Source organism: Sinorhizobium fredii (genome assembly GCF_002944405.1).
Taxonomy (GTDB): Bacteria; Pseudomonadota; Alphaproteobacteria; order Rhizobiales; family Rhizobiaceae; genus Sinorhizobium; species Sinorhizobium fredii_C.
In genome coordinates, this window is the sequence record NZ_CP024307.1 from 158,983 (window position 1) to 179,860 (window position 20,878).

General features: G+C 64.4%; 19 protein-coding genes. 10 read left to right on the forward strand and 9 right to left on the reverse strand.

Going from position 1 to position 20,878, the window contains the following annotated elements; all coding sequences use genetic code 11:
* Positions 1–58 precede the first annotated feature (58 nt).
* On the forward strand, positions 59–484 hold the full coding sequence (locus tag NXT3_RS00740; RefSeq protein WP_097525416.1) for a VOC family protein: 426 nt from the start codon (positions 59–61) through the stop codon (positions 482–484).
* A gap of 129 nt (positions 485–613) precedes the next feature.
* Complete coding sequence (locus NXT3_RS00745; RefSeq protein WP_104838646.1) at positions 614–1,606, forward strand: adenosine kinase; 993 nt, start codon at positions 614–616, stop codon at positions 1,604–1,606.
* A 10-nt stretch (positions 1,607–1,616) separates the two neighbouring features.
* Here the strand turns inward: NXT3_RS00745 and NXT3_RS00750 are convergent, their stop codons facing one another.
* Positions 1,617–2,168 carry an SH3 domain-containing protein gene (locus NXT3_RS00750; protein ID WP_086022776.1) on the reverse strand — a complete coding sequence of 184 codons (552 nt, stop codon included), beginning with the start codon at positions 2,166–2,168 and terminating at the stop codon, positions 1,617–1,619.
* Between the two features lie 288 nt (positions 2,169–2,456).
* Here NXT3_RS00750 and NXT3_RS00755 point away from each other — a divergent pair, with 288 nt between their 5' ends.
* On the forward strand, positions 2,457–3,461 hold the full coding sequence (locus NXT3_RS00755; protein WP_104838647.1) for a 2-hydroxyacid dehydrogenase: 1,005 nt from the start codon (positions 2,457–2,459) through the stop codon (positions 3,459–3,461).
* 91 nt (positions 3,462–3,552) lie between these two features.
* Here the strand turns inward: NXT3_RS00755 and NXT3_RS00760 are convergent, their stop codons facing one another.
* The 3 genes from NXT3_RS00760 to recF form a co-directional block, all read right to left on the reverse strand.
* Positions 3,553–4,023: a GNAT family N-acetyltransferase gene (locus tag NXT3_RS00760; protein WP_097537630.1), complete on the reverse strand. Its 471-nt coding sequence runs from the start codon at positions 4,021–4,023 to the stop codon at positions 3,553–3,555.
* Positions 4,024–4,031: 8 nt separating this feature from the next.
* A complete protein-coding gene (gene moeB / locus NXT3_RS00765) occupies positions 4,032–4,793 on the reverse strand; it encodes a molybdopterin-synthase adenylyltransferase MoeB (protein WP_104838648.1) in 762 nt (253 codons plus the stop codon).
* A gap of 62 nt (positions 4,794–4,855) precedes the next feature.
* Positions 4,856–5,980, reverse strand: a complete 1,125-nt coding sequence (gene recF, locus NXT3_RS00770; protein ID WP_104838649.1) for a DNA replication/repair protein RecF — start codon at positions 5,978–5,980, stop codon at positions 4,856–4,858.
* Between the two features lie 214 nt (positions 5,981–6,194).
* Here recF and NXT3_RS00775 point away from each other — a divergent pair, with 214 nt between their 5' ends.
* The 4 genes from NXT3_RS00775 (at position 6,195) to NXT3_RS00790 (ending at position 9,522) form a co-directional block, all read left to right on the forward strand.
* Positions 6,195–6,839 carry a DUF47 domain-containing protein gene (locus NXT3_RS00775; RefSeq protein WP_037422571.1) on the forward strand — a complete coding sequence of 215 codons (645 nt, stop codon included), beginning with the start codon at positions 6,195–6,197 and terminating at the stop codon, positions 6,837–6,839.
* Positions 6,839–7,843: an inorganic phosphate transporter gene (locus NXT3_RS00780; protein ID WP_037422568.1), complete on the forward strand. Its 1,005-nt coding sequence runs from the start codon at positions 6,839–6,841 to the stop codon at positions 7,841–7,843. The genes NXT3_RS00775 and NXT3_RS00780 overlap by 1 nt, the downstream gene beginning before the upstream one ends.
* Before the next feature lie 139 nt (positions 7,844–7,982).
* Positions 7,983–8,618, forward strand: coding sequence for a DUF1326 domain-containing protein (locus tag NXT3_RS00785; RefSeq protein WP_037422565.1), 636 nt, complete (start codon positions 7,983–7,985; stop codon positions 8,616–8,618).
* 4 nt (positions 8,619–8,622) lie between these two features.
* Positions 8,623–9,522, forward strand: a complete 900-nt coding sequence (locus NXT3_RS00790) for a DUF2182 domain-containing protein (RefSeq protein ID WP_104838650.1) — start codon at positions 8,623–8,625, stop codon at positions 9,520–9,522.
* A 169-nt stretch (positions 9,523–9,691) separates the two neighbouring features.
* On the opposite strand, the gene dnaJ is transcribed toward NXT3_RS00790, so the two are convergent.
* The 3 genes from dnaJ to NXT3_RS00805 all read right to left on the reverse strand — a co-directional run bounded on the left by dnaJ (position 9,692) and on the right by NXT3_RS00805 (position 15,532).
* A complete protein-coding gene (gene dnaJ, locus NXT3_RS00795) occupies positions 9,692–10,831 on the reverse strand; it encodes a molecular chaperone DnaJ (protein ID WP_037422559.1) in 1,140 nt (379 codons plus the stop codon).
* A 288-nt stretch (positions 10,832–11,119) separates the two neighbouring features.
* Positions 11,120–13,045, reverse strand: a complete 1,926-nt coding sequence (dnaK, locus tag NXT3_RS00800; RefSeq protein WP_064241760.1) for a molecular chaperone DnaK — start codon at positions 13,043–13,045, stop codon at positions 11,120–11,122.
* Positions 13,046–13,309: 264 nt separating this feature from the next.
* Complete coding sequence (locus NXT3_RS00805) at positions 13,310–15,532, reverse strand: transglycosylase domain-containing protein (protein ID WP_104838651.1); 2,223 nt, start codon at positions 15,530–15,532, stop codon at positions 13,310–13,312.
* A gap of 316 nt (positions 15,533–15,848) precedes the next feature.
* Here NXT3_RS00805 and NXT3_RS00810 point away from each other — a divergent pair, with 316 nt between their 5' ends.
* The 3 genes from NXT3_RS00810 to NXT3_RS00820 all read left to right on the forward strand — a co-directional run bounded on the left by NXT3_RS00810 (position 15,849) and on the right by NXT3_RS00820 (position 18,037).
* Positions 15,849–16,325 carry a pyrimidine dimer DNA glycosylase/endonuclease V gene (locus tag NXT3_RS00810; protein ID WP_097525423.1) on the forward strand — a complete coding sequence of 159 codons (477 nt, stop codon included), beginning with the start codon at positions 15,849–15,851 and terminating at the stop codon, positions 16,323–16,325.
* A 224-nt stretch (positions 16,326–16,549) separates the two neighbouring features.
* Positions 16,550–17,437 (forward strand): DMT family transporter, encoded by an 888-nt coding sequence (locus NXT3_RS00815; protein ID WP_104838652.1) that lies wholly within the window; start codon positions 16,550–16,552, stop codon positions 17,435–17,437.
* A gap of 105 nt (positions 17,438–17,542) precedes the next feature.
* Positions 17,543–18,037 carry a hypothetical protein gene (locus NXT3_RS00820; protein ID WP_104839906.1) on the forward strand — a complete coding sequence of 165 codons (495 nt, stop codon included), beginning with the start codon at positions 17,543–17,545 and terminating at the stop codon, positions 18,035–18,037.
* Between the two features lie 134 nt (positions 18,038–18,171).
* Here the strand turns inward: NXT3_RS00820 and NXT3_RS00825 are convergent, their stop codons facing one another.
* Together NXT3_RS00825 and NXT3_RS00830 are read right to left on the reverse strand one after the other, a co-directional pair.
* A complete protein-coding gene (locus NXT3_RS00825; RefSeq protein ID WP_037422550.1) occupies positions 18,172–19,122 on the reverse strand; it encodes a lysylphosphatidylglycerol synthase transmembrane domain-containing protein in 951 nt (316 codons plus the stop codon).
* 268 nt (positions 19,123–19,390) lie between these two features.
* On the reverse strand, positions 19,391–20,782 hold the full coding sequence (locus NXT3_RS00830; protein ID WP_097525426.1) for a M20/M25/M40 family metallo-hydrolase: 1,392 nt from the start codon (positions 20,780–20,782) through the stop codon (positions 19,391–19,393).
* Positions 20,783–20,878 lie beyond the last annotated feature (96 nt).

The window sequence follows — 20,878 nt, forward strand, 5'->3', positions numbered from 1 at the left end:
GCCTGTATGTTAATGAGATACATACAGATTGTATGATAATGATCGATGGAGGAAAAGCATGAAAACCACGAGCTACTATCCGGTGATCATGACCGCCGATGTGCGGGCTACAGCCGATTTCTACGTGAAGCATTTTCGCTTCGAGGCGCTTTTCGAGAGCGACTGGTACATGCATCTGCAGTCGAGCGAGGACGAACATGTCACGCTTGCCGTCCTCGACTACCGCCACGAGACCGTTCCGGAGCAACGTCGCGCCCCGGTTCAGGGTCTGCTTTTGAACTTCGAAGTCGAGGATCCCGACCGGCTCTATGCCGAGATGCGAGACGCTGGGCTTCCCATTCTCAAGGCCCTCTGTGACGAAGACTTCGGCCAGCGGCATTTCATCACCGCCGATCCGAACGGCGTGATGATCGATGTGATCAAGCCGATCCCGCCGAGCGCCGCCTTCGCAGACGCCTATGATGAAAGGGCGCTGCCGGCGTGATGGCGGCATTTTCGCAGCATTGTTAGAGCTCCGGCGCTACTCGCGCGCCTCAAAGGCGGTACGGCTCTTCCAAATGGTCGGAAAACCGCTATTAACGAACACCGGCCATTCAGGAACCGGACGGAGCTCATGACGAAATTCGATGTACTGACGATCGGCAATGCGATCGTCGATATCATTGCGCGCTGCGATGACAGCTTTCTCGTACATAACGGCATCATCAAGGGCGCGATGAACCTCATCGATGCGGAGCGGGCGGAACTCCTTTATTCGCGCATGGGCCCGGCTGTCGAGGCCTCCGGCGGCAGCGCCGGCAACACCGCCGCGGGTGTGGCGAGCCTCGGCGGCCGCGCCGCCTATTTCGGCAAGATCGCCAGCGACCAGCTCGGCCAGATCTTTACCCACGACATCCGCGCACAAGGGGTGCATTTCCAAACCAGGCCGCTCGACAGCCTGCCGCCGACCGCGCGCTCTATGATCTTCGTCACCAAGGACGGCGAGCGCTCGATGAACACCTATCTCGGCGCCTGTGTCGAACTCGGTCCGGAAGACGTCGAGCCCGACGTCGTCGCTCAATCGACGGTCACCTATTTCGAGGGCTATCTCTGGGACCCGCCGCGGGCCAAGGACGCGATCCGCGAGGCGGCAAAAATTGCCCATGCGCACGGGCGCGAAACGGCGATGACTCTGTCGGACAGCTTCTGCGTGCACCGCTATCGGGACGAGTTCCTCGACCTGATGCGTTCCGGCACCGTCGATATCGTTTTCGCCAACAAGCAGGAGGCGCTGGCGCTCTACGAGACGGAGGATTTCGATGAGGCGCTTCGAATGCTCGCCGGGGACTGCAAGCTCGCCGCCGTGACCCTCAGCGAGGAAGGCTCGATCGTCGTTCGCGGCGAGGAAAGGGTGCGGGTCGGCGCGACGGCCGTCGCGCAGGTGGTCGACACGACCGGCGCCGGCGACCTCTATGCGGCCGGCTTCCTCTACGGCTACACGACCGGCAGATCGCTCGAAGACTGCAGCAAGCTCGGCAACCTGGCTGCCGGCATCGTCATCGGCCAGATCGGCCCGCGCCCAATGGTCTCGCTTGCCGGTGCCGCAAGGGAAGCCGCTCTTCTCTAGGGTTGGACAGCTACTTGAAGGCCTCGCCCGGATAGGCGCCCCAGATTTCGCTCTGGGCGATCCAGCCTTCCACCCCTTGCGTCTCGGCATGGCACCAGTCGCCATTGCACTCGCCGATATGCAAAAGCACGCCCGGCTGCATGCGGGCGACGATCGGTGCGGTGCTCTGCGGGTCGCGTCGCAGATTGACGAAGACGCCTTCGCCCTTGCCGCGCATCCACGGTGCGGCAACGGCGGTGCGATCGCCGGAAAGCAGCGCCTGGTTGACCCAGCCTTCCGTGCCGTCGGCGTCCCGGATGCGGCGCCAGTTGTCATATTCCTGGATGATCTCGACGGGAACGCCGTTCTTCAGATAGCGGAAGGCGACGGCGTAGTCGAGGCTCGGCCCGATCCTGAGATTGACGCTCTTGGACTTGAGGCTGACGAAGCGGGGGAGCGGCAGACCGCTCGGACCCTTGGCCGCCTGGGCGAAGGCGGCGGAATTCATGCTGGCCGTTGCGAGGACCGTGGCCAGCAGCAATAGAGAGGCTTTGGAAATGAAGTGACGCATGACGAAGCCCATGTTCCGATCCTAAGCGAAGCCTTGCGGTGTCTCAGCGGAGCCGTTCGCCTTCTCAGGCGCACAAGGCTCGCCGTGGCACGTTGAATTGCCGCATATTCCAAACCTCGGGTCGGTTCCGATCCGAAGAAGCACCCAGAGACGCGCCTCGCCGGGCGCGCGCCGCGAATCCTTTACCCGGACAGCGACTTTCAATTGTCTTCCCCACCGGGTCTGGTAGAAATTGCGGCTATAGGGGAGAACTATCACCCAACTTGGTTAAGGACCCGTCAACGAGGGCCGCTCGCAGGAATGACAAGCAAGAAGAAGCCAACCGTCTACATCACCCGGAAACTGCCGGAAGTCGTCGAAACGCGCATGCGCGAGCTGTTCGACGCGGAACTCAACATCGACGATACGGCGCGCAGCCAGCCGGAGCTGGTTGCTGCGGTGAAGAGGGTCGATGTGCTGGTTCCGACGCTGACGGACCGGATCGATGCGGCGCTGATCGAGCAGGCGGGCCCGCAACTGAAGCTCATCGCGGCCTTCTCGAACGGCGTCGACAATATCGATGTCGATGCCGCCGCCCGCCGGGGAATAACCGTCACCAACACGCCGAACGTGCTGACGGAAGACACCGCCGACATGACCATGGCCTTGATCCTAGCGGTGCCGCGCCGGCTTGCCGAGGGCGCGCAGGTGCTGACCGACCGCAAGGGCGAATGGGCCGGCTGGTCGCCGACCTGGATGCTCGGCCGGCGCATCGCCGGCAAGCGCATCGGCATCGTCGGCATGGGGCGGATCGGCACGGCGGTCGCCCGCCGCGCCAAGGCCTTCGGGCTGTCGATCCACTATCACAACCGCCATCGCGTCAAGCGGGAGACCGAGGAGATGCTGGAGGCGACCTATTGGGACAGCCTCGACCAGATGCTCGCCCGCGTCGATATCGTCTCGGTCAATTGCCCGTCGACGCCCGCCACCTATCATCTGCTCTCGGCGCGCCGGCTGGCGCTGATGCGCCCAGACAGCTACATCGTCAACACCGCCCGCGGCGACGTGATCGACGAGACGGCGATGATCAAGAGCCTGCGGGAGGGCAAGATCGCAGGGGCCGGCCTCGATGTCTTCGAGAACGAACCGGCCGTCAATCCCAAGCTCATCCGGCTTGCCGGCGAGGGCAAGGTCGTTCTCTTGCCGCATATGAGCTCGGCGACGCTCGAAGGCCGCATCGACATGGGCGACAAGGTGGTGATCAACATCCGCACCTTCTTCGACGGCCACCGCCCGCCGGACCGGGTGCTGCCGGGGCGGGATTGAGGCGGCTATCGGGTGTTTTCGGGTGCAGCCGCCGCGCAACGCCTCCCCACAAGGGGATCGTTGTGGGGAGCGGCAATACGGGACGCCGCCCTTATCGCAGCATCTTCCGCATCTCGATCGATGTCGGGCGGGTGAAGCCCGGATGGGCGGAGCGGCCGGTCTCAACGAAGCCCCAGGCCGCGAAGGTGGCGTGATTTTCGGTGAGTTCGATCCGCGTCTGGAGCCTCAGCGCCGGCAGTCCGAGGCTTCGGGCGGTCTCCTCCGCGGCGGTAAGCAGCTGTCGGCCGAGACCTTTGCCCTGATGGCCGGGATCGATGGCGAGCTTGCCGATATAGAGGCAGTCCGGTTCGGGCTTCAAGAACACGCAGCCAAGAAGATCGGCGCCGTTGGCGACGACGAAACCGACCTCGTCCCTCGATTTTTGGCGCAGGGACTCGACCGTCAGCGCATGGGCGGAGGAGGGCGGATCGATCCGCCCGTCCATGGAGGCAAAGGATTTCAGGATCAGCGCCAGGAGCTCCTCGTAGCGATCGAAGCCCGGGTCGAGGCGGAGCGTTTCCATTCCGTCGCTCAAGCCCGGCCGCGCCGGTAGCGGATCGTGTTGAAAGTGGCGGCGAGGCCGTCATAGAGCAGCAGCCGGCCGATAAGCGGCTCGCCGATGCCGGTGATGAGCTTGATCGCTTCCATCGCCTGAAGCGTGCCGATGACGCCGGTCAGCGCTCCGACCACGCCGGCTTCGGCGCAGGCCGGCACCGCGCCCGGCGGAGGCGGCGTCGGGAAGAGATCGCGATAAGACGGATTGGGGTGCCCGCCGGCATCCGCCTCGTAAGGCTTCAACACGGTGACGGAACCGTCGAACCGCCCGACCGCGCCGGTGACGAGCGGAAGGCGCGCCGCCTCCGCCGCATCGGCCGCGAGGTAGCGCGTATCGAAATTGTCCGAACCGTCGACGACGAGGTCGTATTGCTGGAAGATCGCCTCTGCATTTTCGGATGCGAGGCGCAACGCGTGCGGCGCGACTTCCACATGCGGGTTGAGATTGGCAATTGCGGCGGCGGCGCTTTCGACCTTCGGCCGGCCGACATCGCCGGTGGCGTGGATGACCTGGCGCTGCAGGTTGGACAGCGACACGGCGTCATCGTCGACGATGCCGAGCCGGCCGACGCCAGCCGCGGCGAGATATTGCAGCACCGGGGCGCCGAGCCCGCCGGCGCCGATGACCAGCACGCGCGCGGCCTTCAGCTTCTGCTGTCCGGCGCCGCCGATCTCAGGGAGCACGATATGGCGCGCGTAACGGGCGATTTCCGATGAGTCGAGTGCTGCTGCGGTCATGTCCGTCTCCGTGGATGCCTGTCGGCGCCTTTTTTTAAAGCACGCCATGGAGCAGGCGGATGTCACTCCGAAACGCGGCCGTTTGCAACCGTCAGATGGCAGGCCCGTCCGCCGAGCGCCTCGAACATCGCCCGGTCCGTCCCGGTCATGAAGGCCTGACCGCCGAGCTCGTCGACGCGGTCGAAGAGAGCCGCCCGCCGCCCCTGATCGAGATGGGCGGCGATCTCGTCGAGCAGCAGCACCGGCGCGTGCCCGGTCAGGTCGCCGACGAGCCGCGCATGGGCGAGCACGAGCCCGACGAGCAGCGCCTTCTGCTCGCCGGTCGAGCAGCGTTCCGCCTCCATGTCCTTTTCCCGGTGGCGAATCAGGAGATCGCTGCGGTGAGGCCCTTCGAGCGTTCGCCCCGCCGCCGCATCGCGGATGCGGCCGTCGCTGAGCATCGAGAGATAGCGTTCTTCGAGGTCGTAGGCGGGCAGGCCGTGACAATCGTCGAGAAAGCCGGCAAGCGAAAGACCGGCGGACGGGAAGCTGCCGCCGCCTTGGCTGCGTTCCACAAGTGCCGTCAAAAGCCCAAGCATTTCCAGCCGCGCAAGCGCCATCGAGACGCCCAAGCCTGCCATTTCGCGCTCGATCGCGGTCAGCCAGGCGGGATCCGGCCGGAATTCCGAGAGCAGCCGGTTGCGGCTGCGCATCGCTCGGTCGAACTCGCTGGCGCGCCGGCCATGCTCGGGATCGAGCGACAGCACCAGCCGGTCGAGAAACCGCCGCCGATCCGAGGATGGACCGGTGAACAGCCCGTCCATCGCCGGCGTCAGCCACAACACGCGCAGATGGTCGGTGAGTTCGTCGACGGTGCGGGCCGGCGTGCCGTTGAGCCTCAGGCGGCGCGACTGCCCTTCCTCCGCACCCGCCGTGCCCGTGCCGATCTCCACCGGCCCGTCCATGCCCTGGACCGCCGCGAAAACCGAAAAACCGTCCGCCGCGCCCACCCGGGCGACATCCGCATAAGCCGCGCGACGCAGCCCCCGCCCCGGCGAGAGAAAGGAGATCGCCTCCATAAGGTTGGTCTTGCCCGCGCCGTTCTCGCCGGTCAGCACCACATGGCGCTGGTCGAGCTCGAGCGACAGCGCCGCGTAGTTGCGAAAATCACTGAGTTTCAGGCGGCTGAGATAGACCTTATGGGGCATTGCGGGTCCGCGTTCGACGTGCCTGTCAGGTAGGACGAAAGCCCGGCCGAGGCAAGCCGAAAGGCTCTCGCCCGAGGCGTGGACCGGTCACGTGGCCGGGCCCTGCGCCAAACCGCTGTGGGAAAGCCCCGTTTTTCCGCAGCTTCGGAACTTTTCACGGGCGTGCAGGTACAATATGACAGCGGCATGACAATCGACAACGTATGGATCGCTGATGCTCGGCCTGTTTCGCAAGCTCCTCCCCCGTGAAGACCGGTTCTTCGATCTCTTCGAGCAGCACTCGCGCACCGTCTTGGAGGCGGCGGAGGCGCTGAAGGCGTTGCTCGCCGGCGGACCGGACATCGAACGTCATTGCGACCGCATCGTCCAGCTCGAGGACGAGGCCGACGGGATCACCCGGGAGGTCCTGCTCGCTGTGCGCCGCAGCTTCATCACACCCTTCGACCGCGGCGACATCAAGGATCTCATCCAGTCGATGGACGATGCGATCGACATGATGCACAAGACGGTGAAGACCATCCGGCTCTACGAGCAGCAGAGCTTCGATCCCGGCATGCAGGCGATGGGCGCCGCAGTCGTCGAGGCTGCCCACCTTGTCGCCGAGGCCATTCCGCTCCTCAACCGGATCGGCGTCAATGCGCATCGCCTGAGCACGATCGCAGAAGAGGTCACCCGCGTCGAAGGCCGTTCCGACGAGCTGCATGAGCAGGGCCTGAAGGACCTCTTCAAGCGCCATGGCAGCACCAATCCCATGGCCTATATCATCGGCAGCGAAATCTTTGGCGAGCTGGAGAAGGTCGTCGACCGCTTCGAGGATGTTGCCAACGAGATCAGCGGCATCGTGATCGAGAACGTCTGATGGACGCCACACTCGCCTTCCCGCTGCTTGTGGGCCTCATCGGAGTCGCCCTGTTCTTCGACTTTCTGAACGGATTGCACGATGCGGCGAATTCGATCGCAACGATCGTGTCGACGCGGGTGCTGCGGCCGCAATATGCCGTCATGTGGGCGGCTTTCTTCAACTTCATCGCCTTTTTGTTTTTCGGCCTGCACGTGGCCGAGACGCTCGGGAAGGGGATCATCAATCCCGGCATCGTTACGCCGCAGGTCATCTTTGCGGCATTGATCGGCGCCATCGCCTGGAACATCCTGACATGGGTCTTCGGCATCCCGTCGAGTTCCTCGCATGCCCTCGTCGGCGGCCTTGTCGGCGCGGGCCTCGCAAAGGCCGGCTTCAGCTCCATCGTCTGGTCCGGCCTCCTGAAGACCGCCGGCGCCATCGTCATGTCGCCCGGCATCGGCTTCGTGCTCGCTCTCCTGCTGGTGCTGATCGTCTCCTGGCTGTTCGTGCGCCAGACACCGTTTGCCGTCGACAGCACGTTCCGCGGCCTGCAATTCGTTTCGGCCTCGCTCTATTCGCTCGGCCATGGCGGCAATGATGCCCAGAAGACGATGGGCATCATCGCCGTGCTCCTGTTTTCGCAGGGCTATCTCGGGCCGGAATTCCATGTGCCCTTTTGGGTGGTCATCACCTGCCAGGCGGCGATCGCGCTCGGTACGCTGTTCGGCGGCTGGAGGATCGTCCACACCATGGGATCGAAGATCACAAAGCTCAATCCGATGCAGGGTTTCTGTGCCGAGACCGGTGGCGCCATCACGCTGTTTGCAGCGACCTGGCTCGGCATTCCGGTCTCGACAACGCACACGATCACCGGCGCCATCATCGGCGTCGGGTCGGCCCGGCGCGTCTCGGCCGTGCGCTGGGGGATTGCCGGAAACATCGTCGTCGCCTGGGTGATAACAATGCCCGCCGCCGCGCTGATTTCGGCCCTCTCCTATTACGCGGTCGACCTCGTCGGCTAGAGAGCGCGCGCAGCCGCCAGCACAGGTACTGACCGACTCGCCCCGAAATGGTCGGCGCTCGGGGGCCGCCGCGACATTGGCAGTATTTCCGGCGGGGTGTATATATTCGTAGCCTGAGGAATTGTCTCTGGAGGGGACGATGACGGACGTCAAATGGACGATCAAGGGCCGCGAATTCATTCATTGCAATTGCGCCTATGGCTGCCCCTGCCAGTTCAATGCCCTGCCGACGCAAGGGCATTGCAGCGCCGTGGGGGTGATCGAGATCGAGGAAGGCCATCACGGCGATACGCGACTCGACGGCCTGAGGTGCGGGATGATCGTCGCCTGGCCGGGTGCCATCCACGAGGGCAGGGGCGAAGTCGTGCCGATCGTCGACGAGCGCGCCTCGGACGCCCAGCGCGAGGCGCTGCTGCGCATCATGAGCGGCCAGGACACCGAACCCGGTGCGACCTTCTTCCAGGTGTTCTCGACGACCTTCGAGACGTTCCACGATCCGGTCTTCGCGCCGATCGACTTCGAGGTCGACATCGAGAAGCGGACGGCGCGCGTCCGCGTACCGGGATGGATGGAGGCGCGCGGCGAGCCGATCCTCAATCCGGTGACCGGCGATTCGCATCGCGCCCGCCTCAACCTGCCGAACGGGTTCGAGTACGACACCTGCGAGATGGGGCGGGGCTGGGCCGACACGACCGGTGTCCTGCCGCTCTCGCTAGCGGACTCGCACGCCCATTTCGCCAGGATCCATATGACCGAACGCGGCGTGGTGCATTGACACCATGACCGACACCACGCTCGAAGCCCTGTTGCGCCGCGACCGGGCGATCGTCGCGGCGGCGATCGCCGCTCTGGCAGCGATCGCCTGGATCTACATCCTGTGGCTGGCCGCCGGGATGGACGGCATGCCGATGCCGGCGGCGGGTGGCGACGGAGCCATGCCCATGGAACCCGGCATGGACATGGATATGGACATGGACATGGGAGGCGGGACGAGCGCCGGTCCGCTCGACTCGGTGCTGGGGATATCGCCACGTCCCTGGGGCACCGTCGAGGCCGGCATCACCTTGACCATGTGGGTGGTGATGATGGTCGGCATGATGCTTCCTTCGGCGTCGCCGATGATCCTTCTCTATGCCCGTGTCGGACGGCAGAGCCTACGCGACGGCAAGCCTTTCGCTTCGGCTGGCTACTTCACCGGCGGCTATCTCGCCGCCTGGGCCGGCTTTGCGCTGGTCGCTACGCTCGGGCAATGGCTGATCGAAGGCATCCTGCTGACCCCGGCGCTCGCAAGCGCCAGTCGTCTCTTCAGCGGCATTGTGCTGGTCGTCGCGGGCCTTTACCAATGGACGCCGCTCAAGGACGCCTGCCTGACCCAATGCCAGGCGCCGATCGTTTTCCTGCAGCGGCACGGCGGCTTCCGAAGCGATCCGGGCGGCGCCGTGAAGCTGGGCTTCCGCCACGGTCTCTATTGCGTCGGCTGCTGCTGGGCGCTGATGGGCCTCCTGTTCGTCGGCGGCGTCATGAATGTCTTATGGATCGCCGCGATCGCTGTCTTCGTGCTGGCCGAAAAGCTGCTGCTGGCCGGGCGCATCCTGTCGCGGATTGCCGGTTCGGCGCTTGTGATCTCTGGTATCTGGCAATTGGCTGCGGTGCTGGGCTGGCCTGCCGCTGCCATGTGAGAGTGGGTGTGTGTTGTGTGTGGCGCCCCTCATCCCGCTGCCGCGACCTTCTCCCATTTTGATGGGGAGAAGGGGTAAACCGCGCCCTCCAGTCCCCTCTCCCCGTCATGACGGGAGAGGGCTAGTCCCCGGGTTAAACCCGAGGAGAGGGGCAAATGTGAGAGGCGAACTAATCGCTCAGCGTATCGAAGAAATCCTTCATGCGAGAGAAGAAGCCCGCCGATTGCGGATTATTTTCCTTCGACGAGATCTGCTCGAACTCCTGCAGCAATTCGCGCTGGCGCTTGGTGAGCTTCTGCGGCGTCTCGATCTGGATCTGGATATAAAGGTCGCCCGTCTGGTTGGAGCGCAGCACCGGCATGCCCTTGCCCTTCAGGCGGAACTGCTTGCCGGCCTGGGTTCCCTCCGGCACGGTGACGCGCGATTTCGTGCCGTCGAGAGTGGTGACGTCGAACTTGCCGCCGAGGGCGGCCGTCGTCATCGAGATCGGCACGCTGCAGTAGAGATCCGCCCCGTCCCGTTGGTAGAACTCATGCGGCTTGACCGACAGGAAAATATAGAGGTCGCCGGACGGGCCGCCGCGCAGGCCGGCTTCGCCCTCGCCGGAAAGGCGGATGCGGGTGCCGTCCTCGATGCCGGTCGGAATGTTGACCGACAGCGTGCGCTCCTCGGTGACCCGGCCCTGGCCATGGCATTTCGTGCAGGGATCGGTGATCGTCTGGCCGCGGCCGCCGCAGGTCGGGCAGGTGCGTTCGATCGAGAAGAAGCCCTGGGCGGCGCGGATGCGGCCTGAGCCCTGACAAGTGGCGCAGGTCTTCGGGCTGGTGCCCGGCTTCGCACCGGAACCGGTGCAGACGTCGCAGGTGACCGAAGTCGGCACGCGGATCTGCGCCGTCTTGCCGGAAAACGCCTCCTCGAGGGTGATCTCCATATTGTAGCGGAGATCGGCACCGCGTTCGCGGCCGCCTGAAGAGCGACGCTGCCGGCCACCCATCATCTCGCCGAAGATGTCTTCGAAAATGTCCGAGAAGCCGCCGGCGCCGCCGCCGGCAAAGCCATTGCCGAATCCGGCTCCCATGCCCCCCTGCTCGAAGGCGGCGTGGCCGTATCGGTCGTAGGCGGCCCGCTTCTGCGGGTCCTTCAGCGTCTCATAGGCCTCGTTGATTTCCTTGAAGGATTTTTCCGCTTCCTGGTCCCCGGGATTGCGGTCCGGGTGATATTTCATCGCCAGTTTACGGAAAGCGCTTTTCAGCTCCTTCTCGTCCGCGTTTTTTTGAACGCCAAGCGTTTCGTAAAGATCACGTTTCATGCTTCAACGGTTGTCCAGTTGACAAGGCTTGCCAGCGCGAAGGGTCCGACCCTGATTATCTTGCCACAGGATTTAGTAAACCTTGAAGCGCGATACCATAGCCCAAACGTCGTCCGCGTGGTTTTTTGACGGGAATAATGGTGTTCCCGCACCATTTCCCGTCCTTATCGCCTCGTGATGCCTTCGCCTACCCGCCTCATCGGCCGGCTTTTCATGTCACGGCGAGGTCTCGGTATACAGAAAAGCCCGGGATCGCTCCCGGGCCCTGTTCGTCCGAGGACGCGAACCTTATGCCGACCGCTTGCGGTCGTCCTCGTCCTTGACTTCCTCGTAATCGGCATCGACGACATCGTCGCCGTCGCGCTTGGCGTCGGCGGCCGCATCCGCGTGCGCCGCTTCGGCCTGCTGGGCTTCATAGATCGCCTGGCCGAGCTTCATGGAGACTTCCATGAGCGTGTTGGTCTTCGCCTTGATGTCCTCGGCGTCCGGCTCGGACGCTTCGACGGCGGTCTTCAGCGCCGCGATCGCGTCGCTGATCGCCTTGCGATCCGTCTCCGAAACCTTGTCGCCATATTCCTTCAGCGACTTCTCGGAAGAATGGATCAGGCTTTCGGCCTGGTTCTTGGCTTCGACCGCTTCGCGGCGCTTCTTGTCGGCCTCGGCATTGGCCTCGGCGTCCTTGACCATCTTCTCAATGTCGGCGTCGGAAAGGCCGCCCGAGGCCTGGATGCGGATCTGGTGCTCCTTGCCGGTGCCCTTGTCCTTGGCCGAAACCTGGACGATGCCGTTGGCGTCGATGTCGAAGGTCACTTCGATCTGCGGCATGCCGCGCGGTGCCGGCGGAATGCCGACGAGGTCGAACTGGCCGAGCAGCTTGTTGTCGGCCGCCATCTCACGCTCGCCCTGCGAGACGCGGATCGTCACGGCGGACTGGTTGTCGTCGGCGGTCGAGAAGACCTGGCTCTTCTTGGTCGGGATCGTCGTGTTGCGCTCGATCAGGCGGGTGAAGACGCCGCCGAGCGTTTCGATGCCGAGCGACAGCGGCGTCACGTCGAGGAGCAGCACGTCCTTGACGTCGCCCTGCAGCACGCCGGCCTGGATGGCAGCGCCCATGGCGACCACCTCATCCGGGTTGACGCCCTTGTGCGGCTCCTTGCCGAAGAGCTGCTTCACGGTTTCCTGGACCTTCGGCATGCGGGTCATGCCGCCGACGAGAACGACTTCGTCGATCTCGGCAGCCGACACACCGGCATCCTTGAGGGCCGCCTTGCACGGCGCGATGGTCTTCTGGATCAGGTCCTCGACCAGGCTCTCGAACTTGGAGCGCGACAGCTTCATCGTCAGGTGCTTCGGACCGGACGCATCGGCGGTGATGAACGGCAGGTTGATCTCGGTCTGCTGCGAGGACGACAGCTCGATCTTCGCCTTTTCGGCAGCTTCCTTGAGGCGCTGCAGTGCGAGCTTGTCGTTCTTGAGGTCGATGCCCTGTTCCTTCTTGAACTCGGCAGCCAGGTACTCGACGAGACGCATGTCGAAGTCTTCACCGCCGAGGAAGGTGTCGCCGTTGGTGGACTTCACCTCGAAGACGCCGTCGCCGATTTCAAGCACGGAAATATCGAAGGTGCCGCCGCCGAGGTCGTAGACGGCGATCGTCTTGCCTTCCTTCTTGTCGAGGCCGTAGGCGAGTGCTGCCGCGGTCGGCTCGTTGATGATGCGCAGCACGTCGAGGCCGGCGATCTTGCCGGCGTCCTTGGTGGCCTGGCGCTGGGCGTCGTTGAAATAGGCCGGGACGGTGATGACGGCCTTCTCGACCTTCTCGCCAAGATAGGATTCGGCGGTTTCCTTCATCTTCTGAAGGATCATCGCGGAGATCTGCGACGGGGAATAGCTCTTGCCGTGCGCCTCGACCCAGGCGTCGCCATTGTCGGCCTTGACGATCTTGTAGGGGACCATCCCCTTGTCCTTCTGGGTGGTCGGATCCTCGAAGGTGCGGCCGATCAGGCGCTTGATCGCAAAAAGGGTGTTTTCGGGGTTGGTGACCGCCTGGCGCTTGGCCGGCTGGCCGACGAGACGTTCGCCGTCGTCGGAAAAAGCCACCATAGACGGGGTTGTGCGTGCGCCTTCGGCGTTTTCGATTACCTTCGCGTCCTTGCCGTCCATCACGGCGACGCAGGAGTTGGTCGTTCCGAGGTCGATACCAATAACTTTAGCCATGTCGTTCTCTCCTTGCAGCGGACTGTCGGAACCCGGTCAGGCATTCATGGGACAGCCCCTAACGGGATGGTCATTTGCATTTCATCGCAGCCGCGGCTGCGCCGATGCGGCGTATATAAGGACCGGCGTTTCGGACTGCAAGGCATTCTGCGGGCGGATCAGGGGCAAAAGCAAGCCGCCTCTCCGCGGTCCTGAACAGGGCACCGGCGCGCGCGATAGGTGCGCCAGCGATCCGTCAGGCTGGCCTTGCGGTGTGCGCCGCGCTCAACCCCCGGTCAGGAGCTCGAAAAGCGTGGTACGCCGGGTCGCGCCGGTCGTCTCTCCGACGCCTGCCGGCGGGATGGGGCCGCCCGCCGGCTCTTCCATCGGGCGGGACTGATCGGCGGCGACTGCACCGTCCATTGTCGCTGGCCGTTCCGGAAAGGCTGCGGGATCACCAAAGCGGTCAGGCAGGGCCTCGCCGCCGGCGACGGGGCCGGTCTCGTCGAAGACCGGCTGGACACCGGTCGTGCCGAACAGCGGCGAAGGCGAAAGTCCCTGATGGGCGGCGACCATGAAATCGTGCCAGGCCTTGGCCGGCAGCCCGCCGCCGGTCACCTTCTTCATCGACTTGCCGTCGTCATTGCCGAACCAGACGCCGGTGGTGAAATTCGACGTATAGCCGACGAAGAGCGCGTCGCGGAAGGATTGCGTCGTGCCGGTCTTGCCGGCCGCCTCCCAGTCGGGCAGCCGCGCCTTCTTGCCGGTGCCGTCGGTCAGCACCCGCACCATCATCCGGTTCATCTCGCTGACGATCGCCGGGTCGAGCACGCGCGGCGGGTTGTCATAGGTGTTTTCGTAGAGCACCGTGCCGTCGGCGGTGGAGATGCGGCGGATGACATGCGGGGTCGCCTTGAAGCCGCCATTCATGAAGGGTGCGTAGGAGGAAGTGAGCTCGACGAGCGTGATCTCGGACGTGCCAAGCGCGATCGATGCATTGGCCTGCATTTCGGAATCGATCCCGAGGCGATGCGCGAGCTTGACGACGTTCGGCGGTCCCACCTCCATGACGAGCTGGGCGGCGATGGTGTTCAGCGAATTGGCCAGCGCATCGGCAAGGGTCACCTCGCCGCGATATTTCTGGTCGTAGTTCTCCGGCGTCCAATTGCCGATCCTGACCGGCGCGTCGTTCCTGACCGACATGGGGCTGCGGCCGATTTCGAGCGCCGCCGCATAGACGAAGGGCTTGAACGCCGAGCCCGGCTGGCGCTTGGCCTTGGAAGCCCGGTCGAACTGGCTCTCCGCATAGTCCCGGCCACCGACCAGCGCCCGGATCGCGCCGGTGCCGTCGATCGACACGAGTGCCGCCTGCGAGGCGTTGAGCTTGCCGCCCTCCCCGTCGAGGGTGGCGGCGATCACCTCCTCGGCCTTCTTCTCGAGCGTCAGATCGATGGTGGTATCGACGATCAGGTCCTGCTTGATCTCGCCGATCATGCCGGGAAGCTGGTCCATCACCATGTCGGCGACATAATGCTCGGCGCCCGACCAGAAGCTCTTCGCCCGGGTCGGCGTCTGCGACATCGCCGTCTTGATCTCGGCATCGCTGATGAAGCCTTCCTCGCGCATGGCGCCGAGCACCACCTGGGCGCGCGCTTCGGCGGCTTGAGGGTCGCGCGCCGGCGAAAGCCGCGACGGCGCCTTCAAGAGGCCGGCCAGCACCGCCGCCTCGCCGAGATTGACGTCGCGCGCCGACTTGTTGAAGTAGCGCCGCGACGCTGCCTCGACGCCATAGGCGTTGGAGCCGAAGAAGACGCGGTTGAGATACATCGCCAGGATCTGGTCCTTGGTGTATTTCTGCTCCAGCCAGAAGGCGAGCAGCACCTCCTGCACCTTTCGCTCGAGCGTCCGCTCCGGCGAGAGGAACAGGTTCTTGGCAAGCTGCTGCGTCAGCGTCGAGCCGCCTTGAACCATGCGGCCGCTCGTCAGATTGGTCAGCATGGCGCGCGCCAGCCCGAGCGGGTCGACGCCGAAATGCGAATAGAAGCGGCGGTCCTCGATGGCGATCACCGCCTGCGGGATGTAAGGCGACATGTCCTCGAGCGCCAGCGCCTCGCCGCCGGTGGCGCCGCGATTGGCGACGATGTCGCCGTTGACGGCAAGGATCTTGACGTTCGGCGGCCGTTCCGGGATCGACCAGCTCGTCGCGCTCGGCATGCGCGCGCCGTAATAGAGCACCAGCCCGCCGACGCCGATCGCCCCCCAGATGCCGAGCACGACGCACCAATAGGCAAGCCGCCGCAGCGGGGCGAAAAAGCCGCCGCCGGACCCGCCGCCGCGGCTGCGCCGGCTGCGCGTTTCGCGGCCGCCCTTGCCGCTCGGCCGTGCACGCGTGGCCTTGCGTCCGCTGCCGCTGACGCGATCGCTCGCATCGACCCGCAGATCGTCGTCGTCATCGTAGTCGCCGCCGAAGGAAGGCTCGATCCGCTGCCCTGAGTTTCTGCTCGCCATGCCGGAAGGATTGTCCCCTGAAGCCGAACCGGTTGATCGTCGCTCCAGGCGACACCGGCGGCGCGATTGTCGTGCGGCGCCGGTCCTGCCGCTCCGCTCCATGCCGATCCCTCGACTGTAAATGCGGCAATTTAAGGGGGAGTTAAGAATTGACGCTGGGAAAAACCCAACGCCTTCAAAACTTTGGCGGCGCCGGCCGCGCTTCCTGCCATTGGCAGGGCCGCTGCGGCGGCCTTGTGCCCGACAGGCATAACACTAGATATGGAATGCGAGGACCGGCAGCGGCCCGGCGTTCCAGGAAAACGGATCGGCGCCAGTGACCAGAATAAACTGCATTCCACCTTCGGAACTGAGTGGCCCGCATCTGCTCGCCGAATATCGCGAACTGCCGCGCGTCTTTGCGCTCGTGCGGGCGGCCATCGCGCGCGGCGAGACCCCGGGCGATCCACGAAATCCGCCCGCCTATACGCTCGGCAAGGGCCATGTCCGGTTCTTCTACAGCCGGCTTTCCTACCTCGCCAAGCGGCAGGCGAGCCTGATCGCGGAAATGCAGCGGCGTGGCTATCGGCCGACCTATCGCGAGGCCGAAGACCTGCTCAGCGGTTTCCCCTCGGAATGGTGCAATGACTGGAATCCGACCTCCGAGGCCATGACAGTCAATCGCGAGCGTATCCGGGAGCGGCTGGCTGGAACAGCGCGCCGAGACGCCGGTCACGCGGCCGATGATTCGCCCGCCTTGCATTCACTGCAATGCTGCGATGCAACATTGTCGCTATTAAATCAGCCGGAATGACTTATGATCATCCTCATCGAAGCGCTGCACCTCCTCCCGCGGCGCCCGATGCGGGTCGGTTTCACTCCTCCTCCCAGGAACCGGCCAAGTTTGAAAGACCCCGACGCCACCTCCTCCCGGCTCGGGGTCTTTTTCTGTCAACGCACCCGCTTCTCGCAGCGACTGTGGCGCGCGCCCCGAGAAAGTCGTGGTTTAAGCTGCTGGACGCGTGTATCGACGAGCCCATGGGATCCAAGGCTAACGGCTACGTCTTCGCGCTGCTGGCGATCGTCATCTTCTCGATCCAGGACGGGCTTTCCAAACATCTCGGCTCCAACTATCCGCCGGTCTTCGTGGCGATGATCCGCTACTGGGCCTTTGCCGCCTTTGCCGTCACGCTGGCGTGGCGGTCGCCGGCAGGGCTCCGCGCCACCGCGGTGACGAAGAGGCCGCTGCTGCAAATATCGCGCGGCGTGCTGCTGCCGGCGCAGATCGTCGTGGTGATCACCGCCTTCACGGTCGTGGGCCTTGCCCATTCGCAGGCAATCCTGGCGGCCACGCCGATCTTCGTCGCCTTGCTGTCGATGCCGCTTCTCGGCGAGCGCGTCGGCTGGCGCCGCTGGTCGGCGATAACGGCCGGCCTCGTCGGCGTACTCTTGATCCTGAAGCCGGGAGAGGGAACGTTCGACGTCGATTTCCTCTTGCCGCTCGCCGGGGCGCTGATGTTCGCGGTCTATGCGATCACGACGCGGCTCGTCAGCCGCGAGGATTCGGCGATGACCAGCTTCTTCTACACCGGCGTCGTCGGCGCCGCGGCGATCAGCCTCGTCGGCCCGTTCTTCTGGGCGACGCTGTCCGGTCCGGACTGGGTGTGGATGATCCTCCTCTGCGTCACCGGCAGCCTGAGCCACTATTTCCTCATCCGCGCCTACGACCTGCTCGATGCGGTGGCGGTGCAGCCGCTCACCTATCTGCAGCTCGTCTTCGCCTCGATCATGGGTGTGACGATCTTCGGAGAGACCCTGACGGCGAACATGATCCTCGGATCGCTGCTGGTAGCGGCGGCCGGCATCTTCACCGTCTGGCGCGAGCGGGTGGTCGCAAGGCGCAAGGCGGGACTGCCGCCGGCATAGGACGGTTCGGTCGCGTCAACTCAAAATCGTCGTGATCATGACCAATCCTACGGGCCTTTGGTCGGCGATTCGGCCGGCCATGTTCATCCTTGCGAAAGGAAGACGATGAGGCTTCGTTCGATCATGCTGCCATTATTGGCAGCAGCCCTGGCGGCGTTGAGCGCCGAGGTCAGGGCGCAAGAATCCATCCCTTATGTCGACGACCGTTCCGACGGGGCGGCGCTCGTTCGCTCGCTCTATAACGCCATCAACCGCAAGGAATATGCCAGGGCCTATGCCTATTTCGGCGATTCGAAGCCGGTCGGCGAGTTCAAGGCCTTCGCCGATGGTTACGCCAAGACCGAATCGGTTGACATCCGGATCGGAAAGGTGACGACCGAGGGTGCCGCCGGCAGCATCTACTCGGCCGTGCCGGTGGCGATCAAGTCGGTCGAGCAGCAAGGCAAGATCCGCTTCTTCTCCGGCTGCTATGTCGCACGGATCAGCAATCCCTCGCCGCAGGTCCCGCCGTTCACACCCTACCAGATCGAGACGGCGCGCCTCGAGGCGGCAGAGGGACCGATCGACGAGGCGATTCCGGGAGAGTGCAACGCGCCTTGAGGGCGCTTGCATTTGCCGCTCACCCGTAATGACGGGAGAGGGAACGGAAGCCGGCGCGGCATACCCCTTCGACCCGCATGCAGGGAGAAGATCGCGGCAGCGGGATGAGGGGCAAGGCTCCCGATCCGGCGATCTCAGCTACGACCCTTCGCGTCCCGCTGCTCCAGAAAGCGCGAATGCTCGAAGACGAAGATGATGACAAGCGCCAAGACGAACGGGATCAAAAGATAAAGCAGCCGAAAGATTGCCAGCGCCGCCAGCACGTCGGCCGGATCCATCTCGGGCAGTGCGGCGATGAAGACGAGTTCGAGCACGCCGAGCCCCCCCGGCGCGTGGGAGAGCAGCGCCGCCGAGAAGGAGGCGAGGAAGATGCCGAGAACGACGACATAGCCGGGATTGCCGGCTTCCGGCAGCGCGAAGTAAATGATGCCGGCGGCGCCCAGCAGTTCGACCGGGGCGATCACCAGTTGCCGGAGCACGATCGCCGGCCGCGGGTAGTGAAGCTGGAACCATCGGGTGCGCAGCGGCCGAAGCCCTACCAGGCTCCCGAGGATGTAAAGACCGATAAACGTCAGGAGCAGGCCGCCCGTCGTCAGCGACATCTCGATCGGCAGCACCTCGGCAAAGCGTTCGATGATGTCCGGCTTGGCGAGCAGCACGATTGCCGACAGCATCAGCGTGCCGAGGGTGAACGTGAAGGAGCAGAAGGCGACGAGAATGCCGATCTCGCCGGGCGTCAGCCCCTTGGAACGGTAGGCGCGATAGCGCACCACGGCGCCGGAGAACACCGAGGCGCCGAGATTGTGCGACAGCGCATAGGTCGTGAACGAGCAGAGCGTGATGAACCAGATCGAGATGCGGTGGCCGAGATGGTCGAGCGCCAGCTTGTCATAGGCGGCAAGGGCCGCATAGGCGACGAGGGTCGAGCCTATGGCCAGCGACCAGCTTCCGATCGAGATCGCTTGGAAACTGACAATGAACTCGTTCAGTGAAAGTCCACGCAGTTCATGGACCAGCGCACGCACCGAAAAAACGATTGCCGCCAGCCCCACGGCGGGCCAGAAATATGCCTTTAGCCGTGTCATGCTGGCGCCAGGGCGATGGATCGACCGCGGCTTGTGCAGGCATGAAGGGCGTTGCCAGAACGGGCATATCCGCCGTCGCAGAAAGAATCGCGCTGGAGACGCGATGCCTCGATACTCACCCTTGCCAACAGCCCATTCCCATTCTGTGCTTTCCAAAAGGGAAGCATTCCGGCGCGGTGAGGTCAAGCAGCGCTGGCCGGATATCTGATTGGATGTCCTTTCATTGAGGGTCAGCCGCCGCGAACGCCTTCGCAGCGGCTAACGAGAGTCATGCCGCAAGCGCATCAAGGATGCGGATCCAGGAGCGAATGCCTTTGTGGAAGGATGTCAGCTCGTACTTCTCGTTGGGCGAGTGGATGCGGTCGTCGGCGAGGCCGAAGCCGACGAGCAGCGATTCCATGCCGAGCATCTTCTGGAAGTCGCCGACGATCGGGATGGAGCCGCCCATGCCGACGACGATCGCCGGCTTCGGCCATTCGGCGGAGAGCGCCGTCTTGGCGGTGGTGAGAAGCGCCGAGTCGTAGGGAAGATGGATAGCCGGCGAAGCACCATGGCCGTGGAACTCGACCGAGCAGTCCGCAGGAATCTTCGAGCGGACATAGGCGCGGAAGCTCTCGCGAATCTTTGCCGGATCCTGGTCGCCGACGAGGCGGAAGGAGACCTTGGCGGAGGCTTGCGCGGCGATCACCGTCTTGAAGCCTTCGCCGGTATATCCGCCGGTGATGCCGTTGACCTCCGCAGTCGGGCGCGCCCAGGTCAGTTCCAGCACCGAGCGCCCGTTCTCGCCGGAGGGAATGGAAAGACCGACATCGCCAAGAAATTTCTCCGCCGTGCGGCCGAGCATTTCCCAGCTCGCCTTGATCTCGGCCGGCGTCTCCTCGACGCCGTCATAGAAATTGTCGAGTGTCACGCGGCCGGTTTTGTCGTGCAATCCGGCCAAGATGTCGGTGAGAATGTGGATCGGGTTGGCCGCGGCCCCGCCGAAAAGGCCCGAGTGCAGGTCGCGGTCCGCCGCCTTGACGATGATCTCTTCGCCCACGAGACCGCGCAGGCCCGCCGAGATCGCCGGCGTCTCGCGGTCCCACATGCCGGTGTCGCAGATCAGCGCATAGTCGGCCTTGAGCTCGGCGGCATTCGCCTCGAGGAAGGGTTTCAGCGAGGGCGAGCCGGATTCCTCTTCGCCTTCGAAGAGAATGGTGATGCGGCAGGGAAGCGCCCCCTGCGTCTCCTTGTAGGCTCGCACTGCCTCGACGAAGGTCATAAGCTGCCCCTTGTCGTCGGAGGTGCCGCGACCGGTGATCACTTTCCGGCCGGGCTCGAGTTCCTTGATCCCCGGCTCGAAGGGAGGAGCCTCCCAGAGGTTGAGCGGATCGACCGGCTGGACGTCGTAGTGGCCGTAGAAGAGCAGATGCGGGGCGCTCGCTTTCGCGGCGGCATGATGGGCGACCACCATCGGATGGCCGGGCGTGTCGCGCACCGCGGCTTCGAAGCCGAGAGCTTGGAGTTCGGCCACCAGCCATTCGGCCGCCCTGCGGCACTCGGCCTTGAAGGCGGGGTCGGTCGAGATGGACTGGATGCGGACGAGATCGAATAGCCGCTCAAGGCTCTCAGGAAGGTTTGCGTCGGCGCGCTCGAGCACGGGGGTGATGTCTGCCATCATGCGAATCCTTTGTGGGTTTCGCGGGCGAACCTAGAATCGAATGGAGGCGGCTTTAAGCGAAATCTTTTGATGCAACGACAAATTGTCCGGATGGCA

What these genes read in the sequence shown, in the direction of transcription:
- NXT3_RS00745 (WP_104838646.1), top strand. Translation starts at nt 614, where the DNA reads ATGACGAAATTCGATGTACTGACGATCGGCAATGCGATCGTCGATATC.
- NXT3_RS00780 (WP_037422568.1), top strand. Translation starts at nt 6,839, where the DNA reads ATGGACGCCACACTCGCCTTCCCGCTGCTTGTGGGCCTCATCGGAGTC.
- NXT3_RS00825 (WP_037422550.1), bottom strand. Translation starts at nt 19,122, where the DNA reads ATGACACGGCTAAAGGCATATTTCTGGCCCGCCGTGGGGCTGGCGGCA.
- NXT3_RS00790 (WP_104838650.1), top strand. Translation starts at nt 8,623, where the DNA reads ATGACCGACACCACGCTCGAAGCCCTGTTGCGCCGCGACCGGGCGATC.
- dnaK (WP_064241760.1), bottom strand. Translation starts at nt 13,045, where the DNA reads ATGGCTAAAGTTATTGGTATCGACCTCGGAACGACCAACTCCTGCGTC.
- NXT3_RS00775 (WP_037422571.1), top strand. Translation starts at nt 6,195, where the DNA reads ATGCTCGGCCTGTTTCGCAAGCTCCTCCCCCGTGAAGACCGGTTCTTC.
- NXT3_RS00760 (WP_097537630.1), bottom strand. Translation starts at nt 4,023, where the DNA reads ATGGAAACGCTCCGCCTCGACCCGGGCTTCGATCGCTACGAGGAGCTC.
- NXT3_RS00750 (WP_086022776.1), bottom strand. Translation starts at nt 2,168, where the DNA reads ATGGGCTTCGTCATGCGTCACTTCATTTCCAAAGCCTCTCTATTGCTG.
- NXT3_RS00805 (WP_104838651.1), bottom strand. Translation starts at nt 15,532, where the DNA reads ATGGCGAGCAGAAACTCAGGGCAGCGGATCGAGCCTTCCTTCGGCGGC.
- NXT3_RS00740 (WP_097525416.1), top strand. Translation starts at nt 59, where the DNA reads ATGAAAACCACGAGCTACTATCCGGTGATCATGACCGCCGATGTGCGG.
- NXT3_RS00830 (WP_097525426.1), bottom strand. Translation starts at nt 20,782, where the DNA reads ATGATGGCAGACATCACCCCCGTGCTCGAGCGCGCCGACGCAAACCTT.
- moeB (WP_104838648.1), bottom strand. Translation starts at nt 4,793, where the DNA reads ATGACCGCAGCAGCACTCGACTCATCGGAAATCGCCCGTTACGCGCGC.
- NXT3_RS00755 (WP_104838647.1), top strand. Translation starts at nt 2,457, where the DNA reads ATGACAAGCAAGAAGAAGCCAACCGTCTACATCACCCGGAAACTGCCG.
- NXT3_RS00815 (WP_104838652.1), top strand. Translation starts at nt 16,550, where the DNA reads ATGGGATCCAAGGCTAACGGCTACGTCTTCGCGCTGCTGGCGATCGTC.
- recF (WP_104838649.1), bottom strand. Translation starts at nt 5,980, where the DNA reads ATGCCCCATAAGGTCTATCTCAGCCGCCTGAAACTCAGTGATTTTCGC.
- NXT3_RS00785 (WP_037422565.1), top strand. Translation starts at nt 7,983, where the DNA reads ATGACGGACGTCAAATGGACGATCAAGGGCCGCGAATTCATTCATTGC.
- NXT3_RS00820 (WP_104839906.1), top strand. Translation starts at nt 17,543, where the DNA reads ATGAGGCTTCGTTCGATCATGCTGCCATTATTGGCAGCAGCCCTGGCG.
- dnaJ (WP_037422559.1), bottom strand. Translation starts at nt 10,831, where the DNA reads ATGAAACGTGATCTTTACGAAACGCTTGGCGTTCAAAAAAACGCGGAC.